The following is a 22530-nucleotide window of genomic DNA, read 5'->3' on the forward strand; positions in this document are numbered from 1 at the left end:
GCGGCGTGCTCGCCTACTTCGGACCGCAGGGAACGTTCACCGAGCAGGCCGCACGCGGCTTCGCCTCCCCGCAGGAGGAGCTCGTCCCGTTCGACACGGTCCCCGCCGCGCTGGCCGCCGCGCGGTCCGGTGCGACGCGGTGGGCGTGCGTGCCGTTGGAGAACTCCGTCGAGGGCGCGGTGCCCGCCACGATGGACGCGCTGGCCGAGGGCGAGCCCCTGGTCGCCGTCGCGGAGGCGGTGCTGCCGGTGCGGTTCAGCGTGCTCACCCGGCCCGGTCACGGGCGGGTCCGCACGGTCGCCAGCCACCCGCACGCGCTGGCCCAGGTCCGGCACTGGCTGGCCGAGCACCTGCCGTCCGCCGAGGTGGTGAGCACGGCGTCCACCGCCGCCGCCGCGCGGGCCGTGCTGAACGGCGACTTCGACGCGGCGGTGAGCGCGCCCGTGGCGGTGCGGCACTACCCGCTGGAGGTGCTGGCCGCCGACGTGGCCGACGTGCGCGACGCGAAGACGCGGTTCCTGGCCGTGCGCCCGCCCGGCGCGCTGCCCGAGCCGACCGGCCACGACCGCACGTCGGTGGTGTGCACGGCGCCCGACCGCGTCGGCGTGCTGGCGGACCTGCTGGCGGAGCTCGCGCTGCGCGGCATCAACCTGACCCGCATCGAGTCGCGGCCCACCAAGGGCAGGCTCGGTGAGTACCGGTTCTACATCGACCTCGACGGGCACGTGTCCGAGCCCAGGGTGGGCGACGCGCTGGCCGCGCTGCACCGGCACTGCCCGGAGACCCGGTTCCTCGGCTCGTACCCGAAGGCCGAGCCGGGCGGCCCGGTCGCGGGCAACGAGGAGTTCGTGGCGGCGGCCGAGTGGCTGTCCGACGTGCGGAGGGGGCGCGGCGCGTGAAGTTGATCATGGTCCGGCACGGTGAGACGGCGTCGAACGTGAAGATGGCGCTGGACTCGCTGCCACCGGGTCCGCCGCTCACCGAGGCCGGGGTCGTCCAGGCCGCGGCGCTGGCCGAGGCCCTGGCCGGCGAGCCGGTCGCCGCCGTCTACGCCAGCACGGCGATCCGCGCGCAGCAGACCGCGGCCCCCGTCGCCGCCGCGCACGGCCTGGAGGTGCGGGTCGTCGACGGCGTGCAGGAGATCTTCTGCGGCGACCTGGAGGGCCGGCACGACCGCGAGGCGTTCGAGGTCTTCATCGCGGTGGTCAGGCAGTGGGCCGAGGGCGCCCTGCACGTGCCGCTGCCGGGCGGCGAGACCGGCCGCCAGGTCCTCGACCGCTACCTGCGGGCGGTCGGGGAGATCACCGCGGGGCACGACGACGCCGACACCGTCGTCCTGGTCAGCCACGGCGCGTCGCTGCGGATGGCCGCCCTCGCGCTGGCGGTCAACGTGCACCCGGCGATCGCCGAGGCGGGGCTGCTGCCCAACACGGGCCGGGTCGTGCTGGAGGACACCGGCGACGGGTGGCGCTGCACCTCGTGGACGGGCGTCGACGTGGTCGCCTAGCGGCCGACCCGGGCCCCGCGGGGGACGATCAGCCCCAGCCCAGTTCGTGCAGCTTGTCGTCGTCGATGCCGAAGTGGTGCGCGATCTCGTGCACCACGGTCACCGCCACCTCGTCGACCACCTCGTCCTCGGACGAGCAGTAGTCGAGCAGCGCCTCGCGGTAGATCGTGATGCGGTCCGGCAGGACGCCGCCGTAGTCCGTGGTCCTCAGCGGCAGGGCTATGCCGTGGTACAGGCCCAGCAGGCCCGGCTCCTCCGGGTGCCGGTCCTCGACCAGGACGACCACGTTGTCCATCGCCGTCGCGAACTCCGGCGGGATCAGGTCGAGCGCCTCGCCCACGAGTTCCTCGAAGCGCTGACGGGACATCTCCACCGGCACGCGATCACCTCGTCGTCGTCGTGGTCGCCGTGGTGGTCGTGGCCGAGGCCGACGTCGGTTCCGACGCGCCCGACGACGGCGGGACCTCCGAGCTGGTGTTCGACTGGGAGTGCAGCGGCGCGCCGGTGGCCTCCTCCTGCTGCACGGCGGTCGTCTGCGGCGGGTTCGAGGTGGTCAGCGGCGGCGCGTCGGGGTTGCGGACGGAGCCCTCCCACGCCGCCAGGCCGCCCTCCACGGGCACCGCGCCGATCTTGCAGTTCGCCAGGCGCGAGCCCGCCGCCCAGCTCTCGGGGGCCCGCGTGTCCCAGGACACGATGAGGCCCCGGGCCTTGAGGTCCACGCCGCCGGTGTACTCGGCGGCGATCCGGGCGCACTCGTCGGCCATCAGCTCGTCCTGCGCGTCCGGTGACGGGTAGTCGCCCGGCGGCAGCGGCACGACGCCGACGATCTCGAACGTGTGGGGCTTCGCGCACTCCACCGGGTCGCCCACGCCCAGCGCCTCGGTGATGCCCAGGCACACGCCCGGGTCGTACACGTCCGACTGGTCCTGGGTGCGCGCCGTGCCGAAGGCGGGCAGCAGCCCGCCCGCCGGACCGGCGACCTGGAGCCCGCAGCGCAGCGTGCGCTGCCCGCCCGCCCACAGCCGCTCGCCCGGGTTGAGCGGGCCGACGGTGTACTTCCCGAACGGGTCGAACTTGTTCCCCAGGTACGCCAGCGACAGCTGCACGCAGTTGTCCTGGCTGATCCGCTGCCACGCGGCGTCGTCCGGGAAGGGCTCCTGGGGGCCGTGCGAGGCCGAGATGTCTGCGACTCCCGTCACCTCGAACAGGTGCTGGGCGGCGCAGTCGACCTTGGCGACGTCGGTCAGGTCCTTGCGCGTCCAGTTCAGGCAGTCGCCCGCCTGGGCCTCCAACACGGGGTTGACCTGCGTCGACGTGGTGACGGCCACCCCGCCGGCACCCACCGGCCAGGACGTGAAGGTGCTCAGCGCGAGCAGCGCGAACGCGCTCGCGAAAGCGCCGAGCATCACCAGGGTGTCGGCTCGACGAAACCAGCGGGCGCTCACGGACATCTACTCCATGATGCCTGTGCCGACCGTGGACGCCTTCGGGCGGGTGGAGTGTGTTGCTTTTGGGACACTCGTCACCCAAATGGCGGCCGATCTCTGTACCGTCCCCGCCGGGAGTGGCTGATGACTGAGAACGACAACACCGGCAACGCCGCGACGCCCGGTCAGGGCGGCGCGGGTGGACCGGGCAACGGACCGACACCTCCGGCCGGTGGTGGCGCGACGCCGCCGTACGTGCCGCCGTCCGGCCCCCAACAGGGCCAGACCCCGCAGGGCCAGTCGGGCGGGCGCGGTCAGATCCGCAGGCAGGAGCCCGGCCGGACCAAGCCGAGGCCGCCGACGCTCGCGGAGCAGCGCGCCCGCGCCGCGGCGATCGAGGAGCAGCGCCAGGCCGAGCTGGCCCGCGAGGCCGAGGAGAAGCGCAGGAAGAAGCTGCGCAAGCGCCTGCTCATCGGCGGCGGCGTGACCGTCGGCGTGGTCGGCGTGGTGGCCATCTGGTACGCCGCGTCCAGCCCCGACGAGGTCACCGCGCAGTGCACGGACGACGGCGTCGTGGTCGAGGACCAGTACTGCGACGAGAACTACGCGCGCTCGCACGGCGGGTACACCAGCGGCGGCTTCATCTACATCGGCGGCAACTCGTACCGCTACCACTACGGCAGCACGCCCCTGTCGGTCGGCCAGAAGGTCAGCGGCGGCAGCTACACCGTCCCCAAGGGCGCGAACGTCAGCACGAAGTCCGGCAAGACGATCCAGCGCGGCGGCTTCGGCGTCTCCGGCGGCAGCAAGAGCGGGGGCAGCTGAGTGCGCCGGGAGACCTCCGCACCGCGGCCGAACTGGCAGCGCACCGTCTCCGACCAGGGCCTGGTGTTCGGCTCGCCGTCCACGAACGCCGACGGCGGCCCGCGCCCGTACTGGGACGAGTCGGCGCACTACGTCTTCGACATGAGCGAGGTGCTCGCCCTCGAAGCGGACGTCGAGCTGCTGCACACCATGTGCCTGGAGGCCGTCGACAACGTGGTGCTCACCGAGCGCTACCGCGACTTCGGCATCCAGGAGTGGCTGTGGCCCGCGATCGCCGAGTCGTGGAAGCGCCGCGACCCGCACGTCTACGGGCGGTTCGACCTGCGCTACGACGGTGGCGGCCCGGCCAAGCTGCTGGAGTACAACGCCGACACCCCCACCTCGCTGCTGGAGGCGTCGGTCGTCCAGTGGAACTGGAAGACCGACGTCTTCCCGGACGACGACCAGTGGAACTCGATCCACGAGAAGCTCGTCGAGCGCTGGGCCGAGATCGGCGCCGGGCTGCCGTCCAACGAGCTGCACTTCACCTGGTCCGGCGCCGACCCGTCCGGCGAGGACCACGTCACCGTCGCCTACCTCCAGGAGACGGCGGCCGAGGCCGGGATGGACACGGTCGGCCTCGCCATCGAGGAGATCGGCTGGGACTCGCTGCTCACGCGGTTCGTCGACCTGGAAGACGCCCCGATGGGCACCGTCGTGAAGCTCTACCCGTGGGAGTGGGTGGTCGACGAGCAGTTCGGCCGCCACGCCGTGGAGAGCCTGCCCGGCACCCTGTGGATCGAGCCGCTGTGGAAGATGCTGCTCTCCAACAAGGCCCTGCTGGCGGTGCTGTGGGAGATGTACCCCGGCCACCCCAACCTCCTGCCCGCGTTCCTCGACGACCCCGGTCTCCTCACGGAGTACGTGCGGAAGCCCCGGTTGGGTCGGGAGGGCGCGAACATCCAGATCGTCGCCCCCGGCTACGAGACCCAGACCGGCGGGGTCTACGGCAAGGAGGGCTTCGTCTACCAGCTGTTCGACCCGCTGCCCGAGTTCGACGGCTACCGGCCGGCGCTCGGCGCGTGGGTCGTCGGCGACGCGTCGGCGGGTCTCGGCATCCGCGAGACCGTCGGCCTGGTCACCGACGACGGCGCGGCGTTCGTGCCGCACCGGATCGTCGAATGAGCACCGCAACCGTGTCACCGGCTCCTTCACCGGCGGCCCATCCCCGACACCTGAACACCACCCTGGAGGGTCTGTGAACACCAACCTCGCGTTGGACCCCGGCTTCGGCGGGGCCATCGGCCAGGGCATCGGCGCGATCGCCCTGTACGCGATCGTCGGCACGGTGCTGATGGTCGTCGGCTTCTACGCCATCGACTGGACCACGCCCGGCAAGCTGAGCACCCTGGTGCGCGACGGGGCCCCGAACGCGGTCATCGTCACGTCCGCCGGCCTGGTCAGCATGGCGCTGATCGTCGTCGTCGCCATCTACAGCTCGGCCGGCAAGCTCGCCGAGGGCCTGCTGTCGGCGCTGATCTTCGGCATCTTCGGCATCGTCGTCCAGGTGCTCGCCGTGCGGCTGCTGGAGTGGGTGACCCGGCTCGACATCGGCTCGCTCATCGAGTCCGACCGCTTCGCCCCGGCCAGCGTCGTCGTGGCCGCGGCCCACGTCGCCCTGGGCCTCGTGGTCGCCGTCGCCATCTCCTAGCGCGTCGACCGCGCGAGGGGGGCGTGCCCGCGAGCCGGGCGCGCCCCCTTCGCCGTTCAGCCGACGGGCAGGCGCTTCCGCCAGGCCATCGGGCCGACCTTGATGCGGGTGCGCACCGACCCGTTCCACTCGACCGGCAGGCCGGTCGAGGTGAGCGCGGTGACGACCTCGCGCGCCACGGCCTCGTCGGCGGCGGCGTGGTCCGCGACCTCGCCGAAGGAGCCGAACGCCAGGTACACACCGCCGTCCGCCACGGCGGCCTCGGTGTCCTGCCGGTGGAAGAACACGTACCCGCGCGCGTCGCCCGCCGCCGGGTCGACCTCGTCGCCGATCTCGGCGTGCCCGCACGTCTGGCAGCACGTGAAGTCGGCGCGCGCCACGATCCCGTCGCCCTCCAGCGCGTCGAACGCGGCGAGCAGCCGGTCCACGTCCGTCGTCGCGGGCCACCCGGCCTGCTCCTCGACCCGTTCCCGCCACACCCGTTCGACCACGGACCGGGCGACCGCGCCGGTCACGCCGTCGTCCTCCTCGAAGTAGTCGCCCACGTCGTCCACGGCGTCCTCCAACGAGGTGAACCCGCCGTGCACCAGGCCCCGCGCGAACTCCTCGACCTCCTCCAGGCGCTCGGCGGGCAGGTCCGGGGTGTCATCTCGATCGACCACGCGCGCATCCTGCCCCACGGGTCCGACAATCCGTATGGGGCTCCGGCGGAGCGGGTACTACCCTGCTCCGTGTGATTGACCTCAAGGCTCTGCGCGAGAACCCGGAAGCCGTCCGCGCGTCGCAACGCGCTCGTGGCGAAGACGACGCCGTGGTCGACGCGCTGCTGTCCGCCGACGAGCGCCGCCGGGCCGCCGTGGCCCGCGCGGACGCGCTGCGCGGCGAGCAGAAGTCGTTCGGCAAGCAGGTCGGCCGCGCCAAGGGCGAGGAGCGCGAGGCGCTGCTGGCCCGGGGCAAGGAGCTGGCCGCCGGGGTCAAGGCCGCCGAGGCGGAGCAGTCCGCCGCCGAGGCCGAGCTGACCGAGCTGCACCGCGCCATCCCGAACGTCGTCCACCCCGACGCCCCCGAGGGCGGCGAGGACGACTACGTCGTGCTCAAGCACGTCGGCACCCCGCGCGAGTTCGACTTCGAGCCCAAGGACCACCTGGACCTCGGCACGAGGCTCCGCGCGATCGACATGGAGCGCGGCGCCAAGGTCTCGGGCTCGCGGTTCTACTTCCTCACCGGCATCGGCGCGCAGCTCGAACTCGCGCTGCTGAACATGGCCGTCGCCCAGGCCACCGCGGCCGGCTTCAGCCTGATGATCACGCCGACCCTGGTCCGCCCGGAGGTCATGGCCGGCACCGGGTTCCTCGGCGCGCACGCGAGCGAGATCTACCGGCTGGAGCAGGACGACCTGTACCTGGTCGGCACGTCGGAGGTGCCGCTGGCCGGCTACCACGCCGACGAGATCCTCGACGGCGAGAAGCGCTACGCGGGCTGGTCGTCGTGCTACCGCCGCGAGGCCGGCTCGTACGGCAAGGACACCCGCGGCATCATCCGCGTGCACCAGTTCAACAAGGTCGAGATGTTCTCCTACGTCAAGCCGGAGGACGCCGAGGCCGAGCACGCCAGGCTGCTGGCCTGGGAGGAGGAGATGCTCGCCAAGGTCGAGGTGCCCTACCGGGTGATCGACACGGCGGCGGGCGACCTGGGCAGCAGCGCGGCCCGCAAGTTCGACTGCGAGGCGTGGGTCCCGAGCCAGCGGGCGTACCGGGAGCTGACCTCGACGTCGAACTGCACCACGTTCCAGGCGCGGCGGCTCAACATCCGCTACCGCGACGAGAACGGCAAGCCGCAGATCGCCGCCACGCTCAACGGCACCCTCGCCACCACCCGCTGGCTCGTGGCGATCCTGGAGAACCACCAGCAGGCCGACGGCTCGGTCGTCGTCCCGCAGGCGCTCCGACCGTTCCTCGGCGGCCTGGACGTGCTCAAGCCGGCTGGCTAGCGACGGCGGGCGCCGCGGCGACGGCGGGCTCCGGTCGCTGCCCCGCGGTGGCCTCCGCGGTGGCCGGAGCCCGCTCGGCCCGCGCATTCGGCCGGGAGACCACCTTCCGGCCGAATGCGATCATCGGCTGCTCGACCCACCGGAACAGCAGGTCGGCCATCAGCAGCGACACGATCGTCACGGCGACACCGGTCGCGGTCCGGTGCACCGCGAAGGCGGGCACGCTCAGCATCACGACGGTCCCGGCGATCCCCTGGACGAGGTAGAGCGAGTACGACCGCTCGCCGACGAACCGCATCGGGGCGATCGACAGCACCCGCTGCACCGGGCCCGGCCGCAGCGTCGACACCACCAGCAGGGCCACGACGACGCCGTACCCGGCGACCGCGGGGAGGCCGCCGGCGGGGACGCCCAGCACGTCCATGTTGACCTGGACCAGGACCAGCGCGGCCAAGACGGGGATCGCCGCCAGGGGGTGCGTGAACGGGCGGAGCACCGCGAACCCCTTGGGGCTGTGCAGCACGAACGCCAGCAGGCAGCCGAACAGGATCATGTAGTAGGCGGCCGAGCTGAACTGCGGCGGCATCGCGAAGTGGCCGATCACGGCCAACCCGAGCAGCCCGACGGTCGCGGACGCCCGCCAGGCCAGCGCCAGCGCGCCGAGCGCCGTCAGCAGGAGGGGCCACACGACGTAGAACTTCTGCTCGATCCCCAGGGTCCAGGACTGGCCGAACACCTGACCGGGTGGCGTCCACTCGTTGGTGAAGGTCAGGTACTCGGGGAGCACGCCGGCCAGCCCGCTCGTCACGAACTCGTCGCGGACCAGCGCGAACACCACGACGAGGGCCAGCACCACGTAGTAGACGGGCATGATGCGGAACAGCCGCCGCAGGTAGAAGTCGCGGATCGACAGCCGCCCGGTGCGGTCCTGCTCGCGCACGGCCAGCGTGGTGATCAGGTAGCCGGAGAGCACGAAGAACATGTGCACGCCGATCCAGCCGTTCAGCGACACCCAGGTCGGGCCGGCATAGTGGAAGAAGACCACCATGACGGCCGCGATGGCGCGCATCCCGTCGAGCGCCGGGAAACGCCGCATGGCGAGGTACTCGCTGTGGGCAAGGGTGCTCATGGGCATCTCCAGGGTGACGGTCGCAAGCACCGGATTATCACCACGTGCCGGCGGCCTTCCCCGATCGGGGTCACTCAATCGTAGAAAGCACCGTGTCGGCCACGTGCCGACCGATCTCCAGGGCCGACGTCGCGGCGGGCGAGGGCGCGTTGAGCACGTGCACCTGCCGCGGCGCGGTGTCGATCAGGAAGTCGTCGACCAGCGACCCGTCGGCGCGCATCGCCTGCGCCCGCACACCCGCCCCGGCGCGCACCAGGTCGTCCTCGCCGACCGCGGGCACCAGCCGGGCCAGGCTCGCCGCGAACCGCCGCCGCGACAGCGACCGCAGCACCTCCTCCGCGCCGGTGCGGGCGAACCGCCGCGCCAGCTCCCACGTGCCGGGGAACCGGGCCACGTCGAGCACGTCGCGGAGCGAGACGTCCCGCCACCGGTACCCCTCGCGGTGCAGCGCGAGCACCGCGTTCGGCCCGGCGTGCACGCTGCCGTCGAGCATCCGGGTCAGGTGCACGCCCAGGAACGGCAGCGCCGGGTCCGGCACCGGGTAGACCAGGCCGCGCACCAGGTGCCTCCGGTCGGGTCGCAGCTCGTAGTACTCGCCGCGGAACGGCACGATCGTCGCGGACGGCTCCACGCCCGCCAGCCGCGCCACCCGGTCGCTGTGCAGGCCCGCGCAGTTCACCAGCGCGTCCGCCCGCACCACGTCGCTCGGCGTGGCGACCTCGACGCCGCCGCCCGACAGGGCCCGCCGGATGCCCAGCGCCGGCGTGCCCGGCCGCAGGTCCTGCTCGCCCAGCTCGCGCACCAGCGCGTCGCACACGGCCGGGAAGTCGATGACGCCGGTGCTCTCCACCCGCAGCGCGGCGACCGCGGACACCTCCGGCTCGTACTCGCGCGCCTCGGCCGCGGACACCCGCCGCGCCGGCACGCCGTTCGCGGTCGCCCGCTCGGCCAGCGCCTCCAGCCGGGGCAGCTCGTCGGCCGACGTGGCGACGACCAGCTTGCCGCACACCTCCACCGGCACGCCGCGCTCCCGCGCGTAGGCCACGATCGAGGCGTTGCCCGCCACGGACATCCGCGCCTTCAACGACCCCGGCCGGTAGTAGAGCCCGGCGTGCACCACGTTGCTGTTGTGCCCGGTCTGGTGCGCGGCCCAGCGCCGCTCCTTCTCCAGGACCACCACCTCGTGACCGCGCCGCACCAGCTCCCGCGCGGTCGCCAGGCCGACGATCCCGCCACCGATCACCACGACTCGTCGCACGGCGCAGACGCTATCCGCCCACGAGTTCCGGCAGCACGTCGGAGGCCACCCGCTCCAGCACCGCCTCGCTGCCCGCGTACACGCCCTCCGAGCGCGGCCAGTGCACGGTCAGGTCGGTGAACCCGAGTTCGCGCGCACGACCGGCCACGTCGCGGAAGTGCTCGACGCTGCTCAGCGAGTACACCGGGCAGGAGTCGGCGTTGAGGTGGAAGTCGACCGACTCCTTGGCCCGGTCGATCCCGGCGAGAACTTCGCGGAACCGCTCCGTGATGCCAGCCACGCCGCGCCACCACGCGCCCTCGTCCTCGGTCTCCGGCCCGGTGGTGACCCAGCCCGTGCCGTACTTCGCGGCGACCCCCATCGCCTTCGGCCCGTTGGCGGCCACCACGAACGGCAGCCGGGGTCGCTGCACGCAGCCCGGGTGGCCGCGGGCGTCGTGGATCTCGTAGTAGTCACCGCTGAACGAGGTCCGGTCCTGCGACAGCAGCAGGTCCAGCGCGCCCACGAACTCCTCGAACCGGCGCTGCCTGCTGCGCGGCGGCTCGTTGCCCATGACCTGCGTGTCGTACCCGGACCCGCCCGCGCCGACACCGAGCGTGAAGCGGCCGTCGGACTGGTCGTCCAGGGCCAGCAGGTCCCGCGCGAACGGCACCGGGTGGCGGAAGTTCGGCGACGCGACGTAGGTGCCCAGGCGGATGCGGGAGGTCGCCGCGGCGGCCGCGGCGAGCGTCGGCACCGCGCCGAACCACGGTCCGTCCACCAGGGACCGCCACCCCATGTGGTCGTAGGTCCAGGCGTGGTGGAAGCCGTACTCCTCGGCGGCCTTCCACTTGTGTTCGGCCATCCACCAGCGGTGTTCGGGCAGGATCACAATCCCAGTGCGCACCTCGCGACGGTATCCGACGGGCACCATGGGGGGTGTGCAGAGACCATCCCTTGTGGCATCCGACGTCGACGGCACCCTGCTCACCCCCCTCGGCGGGGTGAGCCCCCGCACCGCCGCCACGGTCGGTCGCGTGCTCGCGGAGGGCGTCCCGTTCGTCCTGTCCACCGGCCGCCCACCGCGCTGGGTGCCGGTCGTCGCCGACGCGGCCGGCCTGACCGGGTACGCCGTGTGCTCCAACGGTGCGGTGCTCTACGACATCGGCGCCGACCGCGTCGTCTCGGCCGAGCTGCTCACGCCCGTGCAGCTCACCGACCTCGCGGCGGTGCTCGACGAGGCGCTCCCCGGCTGCTCCATGGCCTCCGAGCGACTCGGCGGGAGCGCCCGCGACCCGGACAGGGCGGAGTTCATCGCCGATGAGCGCTACCTGCACCCGTGGGAGGAGGGCGCGCAGCCGCTGCCCGGCCACCAGCGCGCCCAGCTGCTCGGCAAGCCCGCGGTGAAACTGCTGGTCAGGCATCCCGGGATGACGTCGGACGAGATGGCGCGCGCGGCCGGCCCGCTCGTCGGGGACTCGGTCGCGATGACCTGGTCGACCGACGAGGGCCTGCTGGAGTTCGCCGCGCCCGGCGTGACCAAGGCCACCGGGCTCGCCGCGGTCGCCGACCGCCTGGGCGTCGCCGCCGCCGACGTGCTCGCCTTCGGCGACATGCCCAACGACGTGCCGATGCTCAGGTGGGCCGGCCACGGCGTCGCGATGGCCAACGGCCACGCCGACGCGCTCGCGGTGGCCGACGAGGTCACCGCGAGCAGTGCGGAGGACGGGGTGGCGCAGGTGCTGGAGCGCTGGTTCTGACGACCGCTCAGGCGTGGTGGGCCGCGGCGAGCGGCTTGGCCGGTTCCGCCTCGGTCCACCACGCGAACGCCTCGCGCAGCTCCTCGGGCAGGTCGGCGGGCACCTCGGACCGGGCGTAGGCGTCCGCCAGCGCGCGGATCGCCGCCTCGCCGAACCCGGCGCGGCTCATCCCGACCGCGTTGACGCCCCGCAGCCGCACCGGCCCGCCGAACGCCTTCGCGAACGGGGGCACGTCCCGCGACACGACCGCGGCCATGCCCACCATCGAGAGCGGGCCCACGACGCGGCGCTGGTGCACGACCGCGTTCATGCCCAGGTTCACGCCGTCGCCCACCCGGACGTGCCCGCCGAGCGACACGCCCGCCGACAGCGTCACCCCGGCTCCCACCGCGCAGTCGTGCGCGACGTACGCGCGGTTCAGCAGCCACGTGCCCGCGCCGATCGAGGTGGGCCGGTAGCTGCCCTGGTGGACGGTGCTCAGCTCGCGGACCGTGACACCCTCCCCGAGGTGCACGCCCGCGTGGGCGAGCTCACCGTCCCACGCCCGGTTGTGCGGTTCCGAGGTGATCTCGGGCGGCGTGCCGATCACGCAGTGGGGGCCGATCCAGCAGTTGTCCTCGACCACCGCGGGGCCGAGGACGACGGCCCCCGGGCCGATGGTGATGCCGTCCCCGAGTTCCACACCTGCGCCTACTACCGCGGTGGGGTGAATGTGGTTGACCACAGACGTCCGTCCTGATCCGGATGTGGCCCGCGCCGGTGGCCGCGGGTCGGTACGGGGTACCGTGGCGGCGCAATGCGGGCCGCGCAGCACTCTACCGGGGTCCGCGGGTGTGGCTTCGTGAAGGCGAGAGAGCGCTGCATGATCCCGATTACTGTCGTTGACGTAGCTGCCGCCGAGCAGTTGGTCCTCCAGGTGCTGCGGTCGGGCGCGATCGCGCAGGGACCGATGGTCAAGCGGTTCGAGGACGCGTTCACCGGGGTCGCGGGCGTGCCGCACGCGGTTGCCGTGAACAACGGGACGACCGCCCTGGTGGCGAGCCTCCAGGTGCTCGACCTCCAGCCGGGTGACGAGGTCGTCACCTCGCCGTTCACCTTCGTCGCCACGCTCAACGCGATCCTGGAGGCGGGTGCGACCGCGCGCTTCGCGGACATCCGCGACGACGACTTCTGCCTCGACCCGGCGGCGGTCGCCGCGGCCGTGACCCCGCGCACCAAGGTCCTGATGCCCGTGCACCTCTACGGGCAGATGGCCGACATGGGCGCGCTGGTCCCGCTGGCGGAGCAGCACGGGCTCGCCATCGTCGAGGACGCCGCGCAGGCCGTCGGGGCCACCTACGAGGGTCGCGCGGCGGGCAGCTACGGACTCGGCTGCTTCTCGCTCTACGCGACCAAGAACATCACCACCGCCGAGGGCGGCGTCATCACCACCGGTGACGACGCGCTGGCCGACCGGCTGCGGGTGCTGCGCAACCAGGGGATGCGGCAGCGCTACCAGTACGAGGTCGCCGGCCACAACTACCGGATGACCGACGTGCACGCGGCCATCGGCATCCCCCAGCTCGAACAGCTGGAGACCATCACCGACGCCCGCCGGCGCAACGCCGAGGCGCTGTCGAAGGGCCTGGCCGACATCACCGGCCTGCGCGTGCCCCAAGTCCTGCCCGGTCGCACCCACGTGTGGCACCAGTACACCGTGCTCGTCACGGACGACGCGGCGGTCAGCCGCGACGAGTTCGCGGCGAAGCTCACCGAGAAGGGCATCGGCAACGGGATCTACTACCCGAAGACGGTGTTCGACTACGACTGCTACCGGGACAACCCGAACGTCATCGCCTCGGACGTGCCGGTCGCCGAGCGGGTCGCCCGCCAGGCGCTGTCGCTGCCCGTGCACCCCAAGCTCACCGAGGCCGACCTCGACACGATCGTCACCACCGTCCGGGAGGTGCTGGGAGCATGAGCGCGCTGCCGCGGATCGCCGTCGTCGGCGTCGGCTCGATGGGATCGCTGCACGCCCGGGTCATCGCCCAGAGCGAGCGCTGCGAACTCGCGCTGATCATCGACCCGCGCGAGGAGATCGGTCGGACCGTCGCCGACAAGTACGACACGACGTGGTCGCCGGAGATGGGCGACCTCGACGGGATCGACGCGGTGGTCCTCGCGTCGAGCACCGAGAGCCACCACGGCCTCGCCCTGGAGGTGCTGGAGAAGGGCAAGCCGTTGCTGGTGGAGAAGCCGGTGTGCGCGAGCCTCCCGCAGACCGAGGAGGTCCTGGCACTCGCGGAGTCGAAGGGCCTGCCGGTCGTGTGCGGCCTGCTGGAGCGCTACAACCCGGCCGTCATGACCGCCCTCGGCATGCTGGAGGAGCCGGTCTACGTCTCCGCCGCGCGGCACTCGCCCTACACGCCGCGCATCCGCACCGGGGTCGCGTGGGACCTGCTGGTGCACGACGTCGACCTGGCGGTCCAGTGCTTCGGCGGCGCCGAGCCCGAGCGGGTCGCCGCCGGCATCGCCCAGTTCCACCCGCAGTCCGTCCCGGGCGCCGAGGACGTGGTGGACGCGCTGCTCACCTTCCCCACCGGCGGGATCGCCACGATCTCGGCCAGCAGGCTCGGGCAGCGCAAGGTGCGGTCCCTGACGATCCAGGAGCTGGAGCGCACCATCGAGGTCGACCTGCTGCGCCGCGACGTCACCATCTACCGGCACATCTCGCACGACTCGGACCCCGAGGGCCGCGGCTACCGCCAGCAGACGGTGATCGAGATCCCGGAGCTGGTCACCGCCCGCGAGCCGCTGGCGACCCAGTTGGACCGCTTCCTGGACCTGGTCGCGGGCAAGGGCGACGCGGACGACGAGCGCCGCCGCATCCTCCCGTCGCACCGGGCCGTCGCGGCCGTGCACGCCGACCGCCTGGTCGACGCCCGGCGGGGCTGATCCGACACCCGACGACGGAGGGGGCGTCCCACCCGGGACGCCCCCTCCTGTCCGCCGTGCGGCGGGGTCACACGTAGCCGAGCCGGTCCAGGGTGTCCGCGATGACCTCGCTCGGGTGGTACTGGTCCATCATGGACGGGCGTCGCAGCGTCTCGTGCTCGACGAGGAACTTCTCCAGCTTGTCCGCGCGCATCCCGGTCAGCACGATGTTCTGCCCGAGCCCCTGGTGCCGCTCGGTCCGCTCGCGGTGGATGGCGCACGGCATGCCGAGGTAGGCGCCCTCCTCCTGGAGCCCGCCGGAGTCGGTGACGACGAACTTCGCCCGCGTCAGCAACGGCAGGAACTCCAGGTAGCGCAGCTTCGGCCGCAGCACGAAGCGCTCGTCGTCGAACAGCCCGTTCAGGTCGAGGGCGTCGAGGCGCTCGCGCTCGTGGGCGCCGACCAGGTACAGCAGCGGGGTCTTCTCGCTCGCCCTCTTGAGGACCTGGAGCACCTCCCGGAACTTCTCCGGTCGCTGGAGGAGCTCGAACCGGTGCAGCGTCACCAGGCCGAACTCGGCGGGCAGGTCGTACGGCGCCCGGCCGCCCTCCTTGGCGAGCCTGAGCGCGTCGATGACCGTGTTGGCGCCCGTGTCGACCACCACGCCGCGCGCGCGGCGCAGGTTGCGCACCTCGCGGGGCGTCGGGGCGAAGTGGATGTCGACCATGCGGGCGGCGATGCGCCGGTTGGCCTCCTCGGGCAGCGGGCTGAGCAGGCTGCCGCTGCGCGTGCCGGCCTCGACGTGAGCGACGCGGGCGCCCAGGATGCGGCCGATCAGCGAGCCGTAGGGCGTGGTGAACGTGTCGCCGTGCACGACGACCACACCCGGCTTGCCGTCCGACTCCAGCGCGGCCCGGAGCTCCTTGCGCCGCCCGGCCACGGACCTGGCCACGGAGGCCGCCCAGCCGGGCACCTGCGCGGGCCGCTCCAGGTTGCGCGCGGTCCGCTCCGGCACGAGCCAGACGTCGGGCTTGGACAACCCGAGGTCCTCCAGGGTGTCCGGGACCTCGTCCACGTGCTGCGCGGTGAACCACAACTGCGGCGTGGCGCCTCGGGCGACGAGCGCGTGGTGCACCGGAGCGATCTTGATCAGCTCCGCGGTGGTGCCCACGATGAAAGAAATCACCGGAAGTCGCTTCCCTCTAGGCTGGAACCAGCTCAGCCGCGCGCGGCTGCGGACCCGACCGAGTGTAATCTCCACGGCCGTGAGCCAGACCATCGCCTCCCAGGCGCCAACGCTCAGTGTCGTCTTCCCCGCGTACAACGAGGAGAAGTGGATCGGCAGTTCGATCGACGCCGTCCTGGTCGCCGCGGCGGAGGCGGACTGGAAGGTCGAGGTCGTCGTCGTCGACGACGGCAGCACCGACGGCACCCCGGCCCTGCTGGACGGTTACGCCGATCGTCACGGCGTGGTGGTCGTCCACCAGGAGAACCGCGGTCGGTTCGAGACGGTCCGCGCGGCGATCCGCAAGGCGAGCGGCGAGCGGGTGCTGATCCTGGGCAGCCGCGTCGTGGTCGACCCGCACTCGCTGGCGTTCCTCAAGGAGCAGTTGGTCGGCCACCCGGAGCGGGTCGTCTGGAACGGTCACGTGCGGGTCGAGTCCGACGGGAACCCCTACGCCGGTTTCTGGAACGGCCTGTTGCAGGTGTTGTGGCGGCGCTACCTCAAAGAGCCGAGGCTGATGTCGTTCGGCATCGAGGAGTTCGACGCCTTCCCGAAGGGCTCCGGTTTCTTCTGCGCGCCGAAGGAAATGCTGGAATCGGCGTCCGCAGCGTTCGATTCGATGTTCGACGACATCCGGTTCGCCAGCGACGACACCAGGCTGATCCGGTGGATCGCGGAGCGCGAGCGCATTCACATCTCGCCCGACTTCTCGTGCTCCTACTACCACGGCCGGGAATCGCTGGCGAAGTTCGCCAAGCACGCGTACTTCCGGGGCACCACGTTCATCGACGGCTACCTGGGCAACCCGGGCACCAGCCGGAAGATGGCGCTGGCCGCGCTGGGCGCGGGGGCGGCGGGCATCACGCTGCTCGCCACCCGGCCCAGGACCGCCGCGGTGGTCGGGCTGGCGGGCACCGCCGCGGCGGGCGGCGTGGTGAAGGCGTGCGGTGGCAGCACGGCCGATGCCACCGCGGTGTCGCGGATGCTGCCGGTGTTCGCCGCCAGCTTCGGCGCGGGCGCGGTCCGCGGCCTGCTGCTGGCCCTCAAGGCCAAGGTCCGCCGCTGATGCCGGACGCGCCCGGGACGCGGGTGCGCCGCGCCCGCTCGCTCGGCCCGGTCACCGGCGCGCTGCTGGTCGCGTCGGTGTTCGGCTACGGCCTGATGATCCTGTGCGGCCGGGTCCTGGGCCCGGTCGACTACAAGGTCTTCCTGGCGTTCTGGGGCCTGGTCTTCGGCCTCGGCAGCGCCATCTCGCCGGTCGAGCAGGAGGTCTCGCGACTGGCCGCCCAGGCCGAGATCGAGGGCGGGCGCACCGGCCCGGACGCCGTGCGCGTCGTCGGTGTCGCGGCAGGGCTCGTGCTCCTCTTCGGGCTGCTGCTGCTCATCCCGCCGGTCAACGAGCGCCTCTTCCCGGACCACTTCGAGCTCGCCCTCGTGACGCTGTGCGGCGGCCTCGGCTACACCGTCCTGTTCGCCGTGCGCGGCTTGCTCATCGGGCACAACCGGGTCGGCCCCTACTCCGGGCTGACCATGACCGAGCCGACGGTCCGCCTCGTGCTCGCGGTCCTGCTCGTCGTGCTCGGCCTGGCGCAGATCGTGTCGCTCGCCGTCGCCGTCGCGGCCGGCACGCTCGCCTGGCTCGTGGTCGCGGCCCCGGCCTCCCGGCTGGTGGACCGGCGCGGCGCGGGCCGGGGCTGGGGACCGGTGTCGGCCACCGTGACGCAGCTCATGGCCGGCTCCGCGCTCACCGCGACGGTGGTGACCGGGTTCCCCGCGATGGTGAGCCTGCTGGCGCCCGCCGACGACCCGGCGGCGGTCGGGGCCTTCCTCTCCGCACTCACCCTGGCCCGGTTCCCGCTGGTGGCGCTGCTGCCGGTGCAGGCGCTGGCGGTGCCCGCGATCGTGCGGCTGTCGGCGACCGGCGAAGGGCGCGGGAAGCTGCGCGGCTGGTTGGCCAAGGGCCTCGTGGCCGTCGCGGTCCTCGGCGCGCTGGGCGCCGTCGCGGGCGCGGCGGCCGGACCGTGGGTCGTGCGGTTCGTCTACGGCGAGGGCTTCGTGGTCGCGGGCTGGGCGGTCGGGGCGCTGGTGCTCTCGTCCGTGCTGCTCGCCGGGGTCCAGATGCTGGCCGCGGTGCTGGTGGCCCGCGGCCGGGCGGGCGCGGTGCTGCGGACCTGGGCCGCGACGGCCGCGCCGAGCCTCGCGGCGCTGGCGTGGTGGCCCGCCGACACGATCACCCGTTCGGTGATCGGACTGCTGGTGGGAGCGGCGGTCGGCGTGCTTGTGGCCTTCGTCGCGGTCTGGCGCCGGGGCGATGACGGCTGACTCGACCTGGCCGGTAGTCTGCGCTCGCACGGGGGCTGGGGAGCGCCCGAATCCGACTGACAGGTCACGACTTCGATGAGTGCTGCACTCCTGTTGTTGATGTACTGGCTGCCCGGCCTCGCGTTCGGAGCCGCCATCAGGCTGCGCGGGTGGGTGCTCGCCGGGGCGGCACCCGCCCTGACCTACGGGCTGGTGTCCATCGGGGGCCTGCTGATCGGGAAGGTCGGCCTCCCCTGGACCGTGCCCACCTTCGCCGCGTGGGCGGCCGTGGCGTCGGTGGTCGCGTTCGTCGTGTCCCACCTCGTGAACCGGCGTCGCCCGGCCGAGCCGGAGGAGCGGCTGCCGCTGCGCGACCACCTGGTGGTCGCCGCGGGACTCGCCGTGGGCCTGGCGGTCGGCGCGGTCACGTTCCTGCGCGGCATCGGCAGCCTCGACCGGCTGAGCCAGGACTGGGACGCGCCGCACCACGGCAACCTCGTCCGCTGGCTCGCCGAGCACCAGACGTCCGTGGTGTCCACGGCCGGCGCGATCGGCAACCAGCCGGACAACACCTCGTACTTCTACCCGAGCACCTACCACGAACTGCTGGCGTTGCTGCTCGACGAGGCCGGCACCAGCCTGCCGGTGCTGCTCAACCTCGGCGCGTTGAGCACGGTCCTCATCTGGCCGGTCGGCATCGCGGCCCTGGGCCTCGCCTGGCGGCTGCCGCCGCTCGCGGTGGCGTTCGCCGCAGCCGTGTCGACCTGGTTCTCCCCGTTCCCCTACGACTCGCTGTGGCGCGGCCCCCTGTGGCCGTACGTGGCGGGCATCGCCCTGATCCCCGCCCTGCTCGCGCTGGTCAAGTACCTCGTCGAGCCGCGCGGCGTCACCGGTCCCGTGGCGATCGCGGTCGTCGTGGCGGGGATGGTCGGCCTCCAGACGAGCCTGGCCGTCATCGTCTTCGCCCTGCTCCTGATCATCTTCCTGTGCTGCGTGTTCCGGCAGGTGCCGATCGACTGGCGCCGGGCGTGGCCGACGCTGCTGGCCACGGTCCTGCTGGGCCTCGTGGTCTCGGTGCCGCTGATCCTGCCGTCACTGGGCGCCGCCTCCGGTGTGACCGCCGCGCTGTGGTCCTCCGAGGCGACGCCCGCCGGCGCGTTCGGGCAGATGCTCACCTTCTCCGGGGTCGTGGCGTTCCCCCAGTGGTGGATCGGCCTGCCCGCCCTGCTCGGCATCTTCGTCATGGTGCGCCGGCGGCTGATGACCTGGATGGTGGTCGTCTACGCCGTGTTCGGCGTCCTGTACGCGGCCACCGTGTCGTTGGAGACGCCGCTGGTCCACCAGCTGACCGGGTTCTTCTACAACGACCACTGGAGGCTGGCCGCGCTGCTGCCGCTCCCGGGGTCGATCGCGTTCGGTGTGTTCACCGCCGCCGCGGGCGGGTGGCTCGTGGAGCGCCGGCGCTCGCGCATCCCGTCGTCCTGGCCGACCGAGCGGGTCGCGGTGGCGGCGAGCCTGGTCGTGTTCCTGCTGCTCGCGGCCGTCAGCGGCGCGTACGTGGGGCGCAACAGCTCCCGGCTCGCCCAGACCTACGGCAACGGCCCGACGGTGAGTGCCGCCGAGCAGGAGGCGTACCGGTGGCTCGGCGAGCGCGTCCGCCCCGGCGAGCGGGTGATGAACGACGTGGTGGACGGCAGTGCGTGGATGTACGCGGTGGCGAAGGTGGAGCCCGTCGTGTGGACCTTCTACGGCACCCCGCCCGACTCCCCCCAGACCTACCTCGCGCGCAACCTGAACAAGGTGGCGACCTCGCCGCGCGTGCGCGAGGAACTGGACGAGCTGAGGGTCCGCTACGTCATCGTCGGTCGCGGCTTCGTCCGCCCGGAGCGCAAGACGGCCCAGGGCCTGGTGGGACTCGGGCGGACCGAGGGTTTCCGGGAGGTCTTCGAGAACGAGGGCGCGACGATCTACGAGATCGAGGGCCAGGAAGGGGTGGTCGCGGATGGCGAGCCCACCCCGGAGCCGAACCGCTGAACTGACGATAGGGTGTTGAGGTGCAAGGAACGCTCACGAGGGCCGGCCGCGTCCTGATCGTGCTCCCCGCCTTGAACGAATCGGGGAACGTCGCCTCGGTCGTGGCCAAGGTGAAGGCGGCGATCCCGGCCGCCGGGGTCCTCGTCGTGGACGACGGCTCGACCGACGACACCTCCGCGAAGGCCCGCCAGGCGGGCGCCGACGTCGCCCGGCTCGCGGTCAACCTCGGGGTCGGCGGCGCGATGCGCACGGGCTTCCGGTACGCCGTTCGGCACGGCTACGACGTGGTGGTCCAGGTCGATGCCGACGGCCAGCACGACCCGGACGAGCTCGCCGCCCTCCTGCACGGCCTGGAGTCGGCCGACATCGTGATCGGCTCCCGTTTCGCGGGCAAGGGCAGCTACAAGGCGAGCGGCCCGCGCCGCTGGGCCATGGTGGTGCTGTCCTTCGTGCTGACCCGGCTGGCGAAGACGAAGCTCACCGACGTCACCTCCGGCTTCAAGGCCGCCGGACCGCGCGCGGTCGCGCTGTTCGCGGACAACTACCCCGCCGAGTACCTCGGCGACACCATCGAGTCGCTGGTGCTCGCGCTGCGCGCGGGTTTGGTGGTCAGGGAAATCCCGGTGGTCATGCTGGAGCGCCAGTCCGGCACACCCAGCACCTCGCCGATCCGCTCGGCCGTCTACCTGGGCCGTGCCGGACTCGCACTGTTGCTCGCCCTGGTCCGCCGCGCGCCGGCGGCCGACCGGTCCGATGCGGCGTAGGGGGTCGTGGTGGCTTCGTGGCGTTTGATGAGCATCGTGGTCGCGGTGCTGGTGCTCTTCCTCGTCTTCGAGATGATGCGCCGGCGCAAGCTGCGCGAGAAGTACGCGAGCATCTGGCTGCTGCTGGCGGTGGGGGTCACCGTCCTGGCCGCCGTGCCGGGCGTGCCGGAGTTCCTCACCCGGATCACCGGCATCATCACCCCCTCGAACTTCGTGCTGTTCCTCGCCGTGGCCGTCCTCGGCCTGGTCGCCCTGCACCTGAGCACCGAGGTGGGCAGGCTGGAGGAGGAGGTCCGCACGGCGGTCGAGGAGATCGCCCTCCAGCGCGGCGAGATCGACGGCGAGCGGCGGGCGCTGGAGGAGCGCGTCCTGACCCTGGAGCGGGCCGCCCAGGGGGGCGGCGACAGGCACGACGACTCGTCGTTGCGGTCCTCCTGACGGGGGTGCGGCACGGGTCCGCCGGGGACGGGGAACCCCGGCGGACGCCACGCCCCTGGGTGCGAGGTGGCCACCACGTCCGGGTAGCCTCGTGCTCCGTGAGCTTCGATGGTTTTGACCTGATCGTCGTCGGTTCCGGCTTCTTCGGTCTGACGGTCGCCGAACGCACCGCTTCCCAACTCGGCAAGCGCGTGCTCGTGGTCGAGCGTCGGTCCCACCTGGGCGGCAACGCCTATTCGGAGGCCGAACCGGAGACCGGGATCGAGGTGCACCGGTACGGTGCACACCTCTTCCACACCTCCAACAAGCGGGTCTGGGAGTACGTCAACCAGTTCACCGAATTCACCGGTTACCAGCACCGCGTCTTCGCGATGCACGACGGTCAGGCGTACCAGTTCCCGATGGGTCTCGGGCTGATCGCCCAGTTCGTCGGCCGGTACCTGTCGCCGTCGGAAGCCCGCGCGTGGGTGGCCGAGCACGCCTCCGAGATCGACTCCAAGGACGCGAAGAACCTGGAGGAGAAGGCGATCTCCCTGATCGGGCGTCCGCTGTACGAGGCGTTCGTCCGCGACTACACCGCGAAGCAGTGGCAGACGGACCCCCGGGAACTGCCCGCCGCGGTCATCAGCCGCCTCCCGGTCCGCTACACGTTCGACAACCGCTACTTCAACGACACCTACGAGGGTCTGCCGGTCGACGGCTACACCGCGTGGCTGGAGAAGATGGCGGATCACCCGAACATCGAGGTCCGCCTCGACACCGACTTCTTCGACATCCGCGACGACATCCCGGCCGGTACCCCGATCGTGTACACCGGCCCGCTCGACCGGTACTTCGACTACAGCGAGGGCTGGCTGGGCTGGCGGACGCTGGACTTCGAGCAGGAGGTCCTGCCGGTCGGCGACTTCCAGGGCACCCCGGTGATGAACTACAACGACGCGGACGTCCCCTACACCCGCATCCACGAGTTCCGGCACTTCCACCCGGAGCGCGAGTACCCGTCGGACAAGACGGTCATCGTGCGCGAGTTCTCCCGCGCGGCCGAGAAGGACGACGAACCGTATTACCCGATCAACACCGCCGAGGACCGGGCGAAGCTGGAGCGGTACCGCGAACTCGCGCGCGTGGAGGCCGCCGAGCGTAACGTCGTCTTCGGTGGCCGGCTGGGCACCTACAAGTACCTGGACATGCACATGGCGATCGGTTCCGCGCTGAGTGTGTTCGACAACAAGATCGTCCCGCACCTGACCTCCGGTCGGGCGCTGGACGGTTCGCTGGAGGACTGAGTAG

General features: G+C 72.3%; 23 protein-coding genes. 15 read left to right on the forward strand and 8 right to left on the reverse strand.

Going from position 1 to position 22530, the window contains the following annotated elements; translation table 11 throughout:
- The first annotated feature begins 5 nt into the window (after positions 1 to 5).
- On the forward strand, positions 6 to 899 hold the full coding sequence (gene pheA / locus J2S66_RS29440) for a prephenate dehydratase (RefSeq protein ID WP_310310845.1): 894 nt from the start codon (positions 6 to 8) through the stop codon (positions 897 to 899).
- Positions 896 to 1507 (forward strand): histidine phosphatase family protein, encoded by a 612-nt coding sequence (locus tag J2S66_RS29445; RefSeq protein ID WP_310310848.1) that lies wholly within the window; start codon positions 896 to 898, stop codon positions 1505 to 1507. Before pheA ends, J2S66_RS29445 begins: the two co-directional genes overlap by 4 nt.
- A gap of 28 nt (positions 1508 to 1535) precedes the next feature.
- On the opposite strand, the gene J2S66_RS29450 is transcribed toward J2S66_RS29445, so the two are convergent.
- Together J2S66_RS29450 and J2S66_RS29455 are read right to left on the reverse strand one after the other, a co-directional pair.
- A complete protein-coding gene (locus tag J2S66_RS29450) occupies positions 1536 to 1886 on the reverse strand; it encodes a metallopeptidase family protein (RefSeq protein WP_306744242.1) in 351 nt (116 codons plus the stop codon).
- Positions 1887 to 1890: 4 nt separating this feature from the next.
- Positions 1891 to 2958: a septum formation family protein gene (locus J2S66_RS29455; RefSeq protein ID WP_310310853.1), complete on the reverse strand. Its 1068-nt coding sequence runs from the start codon at positions 2956 to 2958 to the stop codon at positions 1891 to 1893.
- 120 nt (positions 2959 to 3078) lie between these two features.
- Here J2S66_RS29455 and J2S66_RS29460 point away from each other — a divergent pair, with 120 nt between their 5' ends.
- From J2S66_RS29460 to J2S66_RS29470, 3 genes are all read left to right on the forward strand, one after another.
- Complete coding sequence (locus tag J2S66_RS29460) at positions 3079 to 3759, forward strand: hypothetical protein (protein WP_310310857.1); 681 nt, start codon at positions 3079 to 3081, stop codon at positions 3757 to 3759.
- Complete coding sequence (locus J2S66_RS29465; RefSeq protein ID WP_310310860.1) at positions 3760 to 4923, forward strand: glutathionylspermidine synthase family protein; 1164 nt, start codon at positions 3760 to 3762, stop codon at positions 4921 to 4923.
- Between the two features lie 73 nt (positions 4924 to 4996).
- Entirely contained in the window at positions 4997 to 5449 is a 453-nt protein-coding gene (locus J2S66_RS29470) for a DUF350 domain-containing protein (RefSeq protein WP_310310862.1), read from the forward strand.
- Between the two features lie 56 nt (positions 5450 to 5505).
- On the opposite strand, the gene J2S66_RS29475 is transcribed toward J2S66_RS29470, so the two are convergent.
- Entirely contained in the window at positions 5506 to 6111 is a 606-nt protein-coding gene (locus tag J2S66_RS29475; protein WP_310310865.1) for a DUF6891 domain-containing protein, read from the reverse strand.
- A 71-nt stretch (positions 6112 to 6182) separates the two neighbouring features.
- Here J2S66_RS29475 and serS point away from each other — a divergent pair, with 71 nt between their 5' ends.
- Positions 6183 to 7439: a serine--tRNA ligase gene (gene serS, locus J2S66_RS29480; protein ID WP_310310868.1), complete on the forward strand. Its 1257-nt coding sequence runs from the start codon at positions 6183 to 6185 to the stop codon at positions 7437 to 7439.
- Here the strand turns inward: serS and J2S66_RS29485 are convergent.
- The 3 genes from J2S66_RS29485 to J2S66_RS29495 all read right to left on the reverse strand — a co-directional run bounded on the left by J2S66_RS29485 (position 7423) and on the right by J2S66_RS29495 (position 10712).
- Positions 7423 to 8568, reverse strand: coding sequence for an acyltransferase family protein (locus J2S66_RS29485; protein WP_310310872.1), 1146 nt, complete (start codon positions 8566 to 8568; stop codon positions 7423 to 7425). The genes serS and J2S66_RS29485 overlap by 17 nt on opposite strands.
- Positions 8569 to 8638: 70 nt before the next feature.
- The gene (lhgD, locus tag J2S66_RS29490) at positions 8639 to 9826 is read right to left on the reverse strand and encodes an L-2-hydroxyglutarate dehydrogenase (protein ID WP_310310876.1); all 1188 of its coding nucleotides are present in this window, start codon (positions 9824 to 9826) and stop codon (positions 8639 to 8641) included.
- A gap of 10 nt (positions 9827 to 9836) precedes the next feature.
- Complete coding sequence (locus J2S66_RS29495; RefSeq protein ID WP_310310878.1) at positions 9837 to 10712, reverse strand: LLM class flavin-dependent oxidoreductase; 876 nt, start codon at positions 10710 to 10712, stop codon at positions 9837 to 9839.
- A 34-nt stretch (positions 10713 to 10746) separates the two neighbouring features.
- Between J2S66_RS29495 and J2S66_RS29500 the strand changes: the two genes are divergently transcribed.
- Positions 10747 to 11565, forward strand: a complete 819-nt coding sequence (locus J2S66_RS29500) for an HAD hydrolase family protein (protein WP_310310881.1) — start codon at positions 10747 to 10749, stop codon at positions 11563 to 11565.
- Positions 11566 to 11572: 7 nt separating this feature from the next.
- Here the strand turns inward: J2S66_RS29500 and J2S66_RS29505 are convergent, their stop codons facing one another.
- Positions 11573 to 12247 carry a DapH/DapD/GlmU-related protein gene (locus tag J2S66_RS29505; protein WP_310310884.1) on the reverse strand — a complete coding sequence of 225 codons (675 nt, stop codon included), beginning with the start codon at positions 12245 to 12247 and terminating at the stop codon, positions 11573 to 11575.
- A 180-nt stretch (positions 12248 to 12427) separates the two neighbouring features.
- Between J2S66_RS29505 and J2S66_RS29510 the strand changes: the two genes are divergently transcribed.
- Both J2S66_RS29510 and J2S66_RS29515 read left to right on the forward strand, forming a co-directional pair.
- A complete protein-coding gene (locus J2S66_RS29510; RefSeq protein WP_310310887.1) occupies positions 12428 to 13525 on the forward strand; it encodes a DegT/DnrJ/EryC1/StrS family aminotransferase in 1098 nt (365 codons plus the stop codon).
- Positions 13522 to 14499, forward strand: coding sequence for a Gfo/Idh/MocA family protein (locus J2S66_RS29515; RefSeq protein ID WP_310310890.1), 978 nt, complete (start codon positions 13522 to 13524; stop codon positions 14497 to 14499). Before J2S66_RS29510 ends, J2S66_RS29515 begins: the two co-directional genes overlap by 4 nt.
- Positions 14500 to 14566: 67 nt before the next feature.
- Here the strand turns inward: J2S66_RS29515 and J2S66_RS29520 are convergent, their stop codons facing one another.
- The gene (locus J2S66_RS29520; protein WP_310310894.1) at positions 14567 to 15664 is read right to left on the reverse strand and encodes a UDP-N-acetylglucosamine 2-epimerase; all 1098 of its coding nucleotides are present in this window, start codon (positions 15662 to 15664) and stop codon (positions 14567 to 14569) included.
- A gap of 79 nt (positions 15665 to 15743) precedes the next feature.
- On the opposite strand from J2S66_RS29520, the gene J2S66_RS29525 reads away from it, so the two are divergent.
- The 6 genes from J2S66_RS29525 to glf all read left to right on the forward strand — a co-directional run bounded on the left by J2S66_RS29525 (position 15744) and on the right by glf (position 22526).
- The gene (locus J2S66_RS29525; RefSeq protein ID WP_310310897.1) at positions 15744 to 16769 is read left to right on the forward strand and encodes a glycosyltransferase family 2 protein; all 1026 of its coding nucleotides are present in this window, start codon (positions 15744 to 15746) and stop codon (positions 16767 to 16769) included.
- On the forward strand, positions 16769 to 18025 hold the full coding sequence (locus tag J2S66_RS29530; protein ID WP_310310899.1) for a polysaccharide biosynthesis protein: 1257 nt from the start codon (positions 16769 to 16771) through the stop codon (positions 18023 to 18025). The genes J2S66_RS29525 and J2S66_RS29530 overlap by 1 nt, the downstream gene beginning before the upstream one ends.
- Positions 18026 to 18100: 75 nt before the next feature.
- Positions 18101 to 20038 (forward strand): DUF6541 family protein, encoded by a 1938-nt coding sequence (locus J2S66_RS29535; RefSeq protein WP_310310902.1) that lies wholly within the window; start codon positions 18101 to 18103, stop codon positions 20036 to 20038.
- A gap of 20 nt (positions 20039 to 20058) precedes the next feature.
- Positions 20059 to 20802, forward strand: a complete 744-nt coding sequence (locus tag J2S66_RS29540; RefSeq protein ID WP_310310905.1) for a glycosyltransferase family 2 protein — start codon at positions 20059 to 20061, stop codon at positions 20800 to 20802.
- A gap of 9 nt (positions 20803 to 20811) precedes the next feature.
- On the forward strand, positions 20812 to 21240 hold the full coding sequence (locus J2S66_RS29545) for a DUF2304 domain-containing protein (RefSeq protein ID WP_310310908.1): 429 nt from the start codon (positions 20812 to 20814) through the stop codon (positions 21238 to 21240).
- A gap of 98 nt (positions 21241 to 21338) precedes the next feature.
- Complete coding sequence (glf, locus tag J2S66_RS29550; protein ID WP_310310910.1) at positions 21339 to 22526, forward strand: UDP-galactopyranose mutase; 1188 nt, start codon at positions 21339 to 21341, stop codon at positions 22524 to 22526.
- The last annotated feature ends 4 nt before the right edge of the window (positions 22527 to 22530 follow it).

It is taken from the genome of Saccharothrix longispora (assembly GCF_031455225.1).
Lineage (GTDB): Bacteria > Actinomycetota > Actinomycetes > Mycobacteriales > Pseudonocardiaceae > Actinosynnema > Actinosynnema longispora.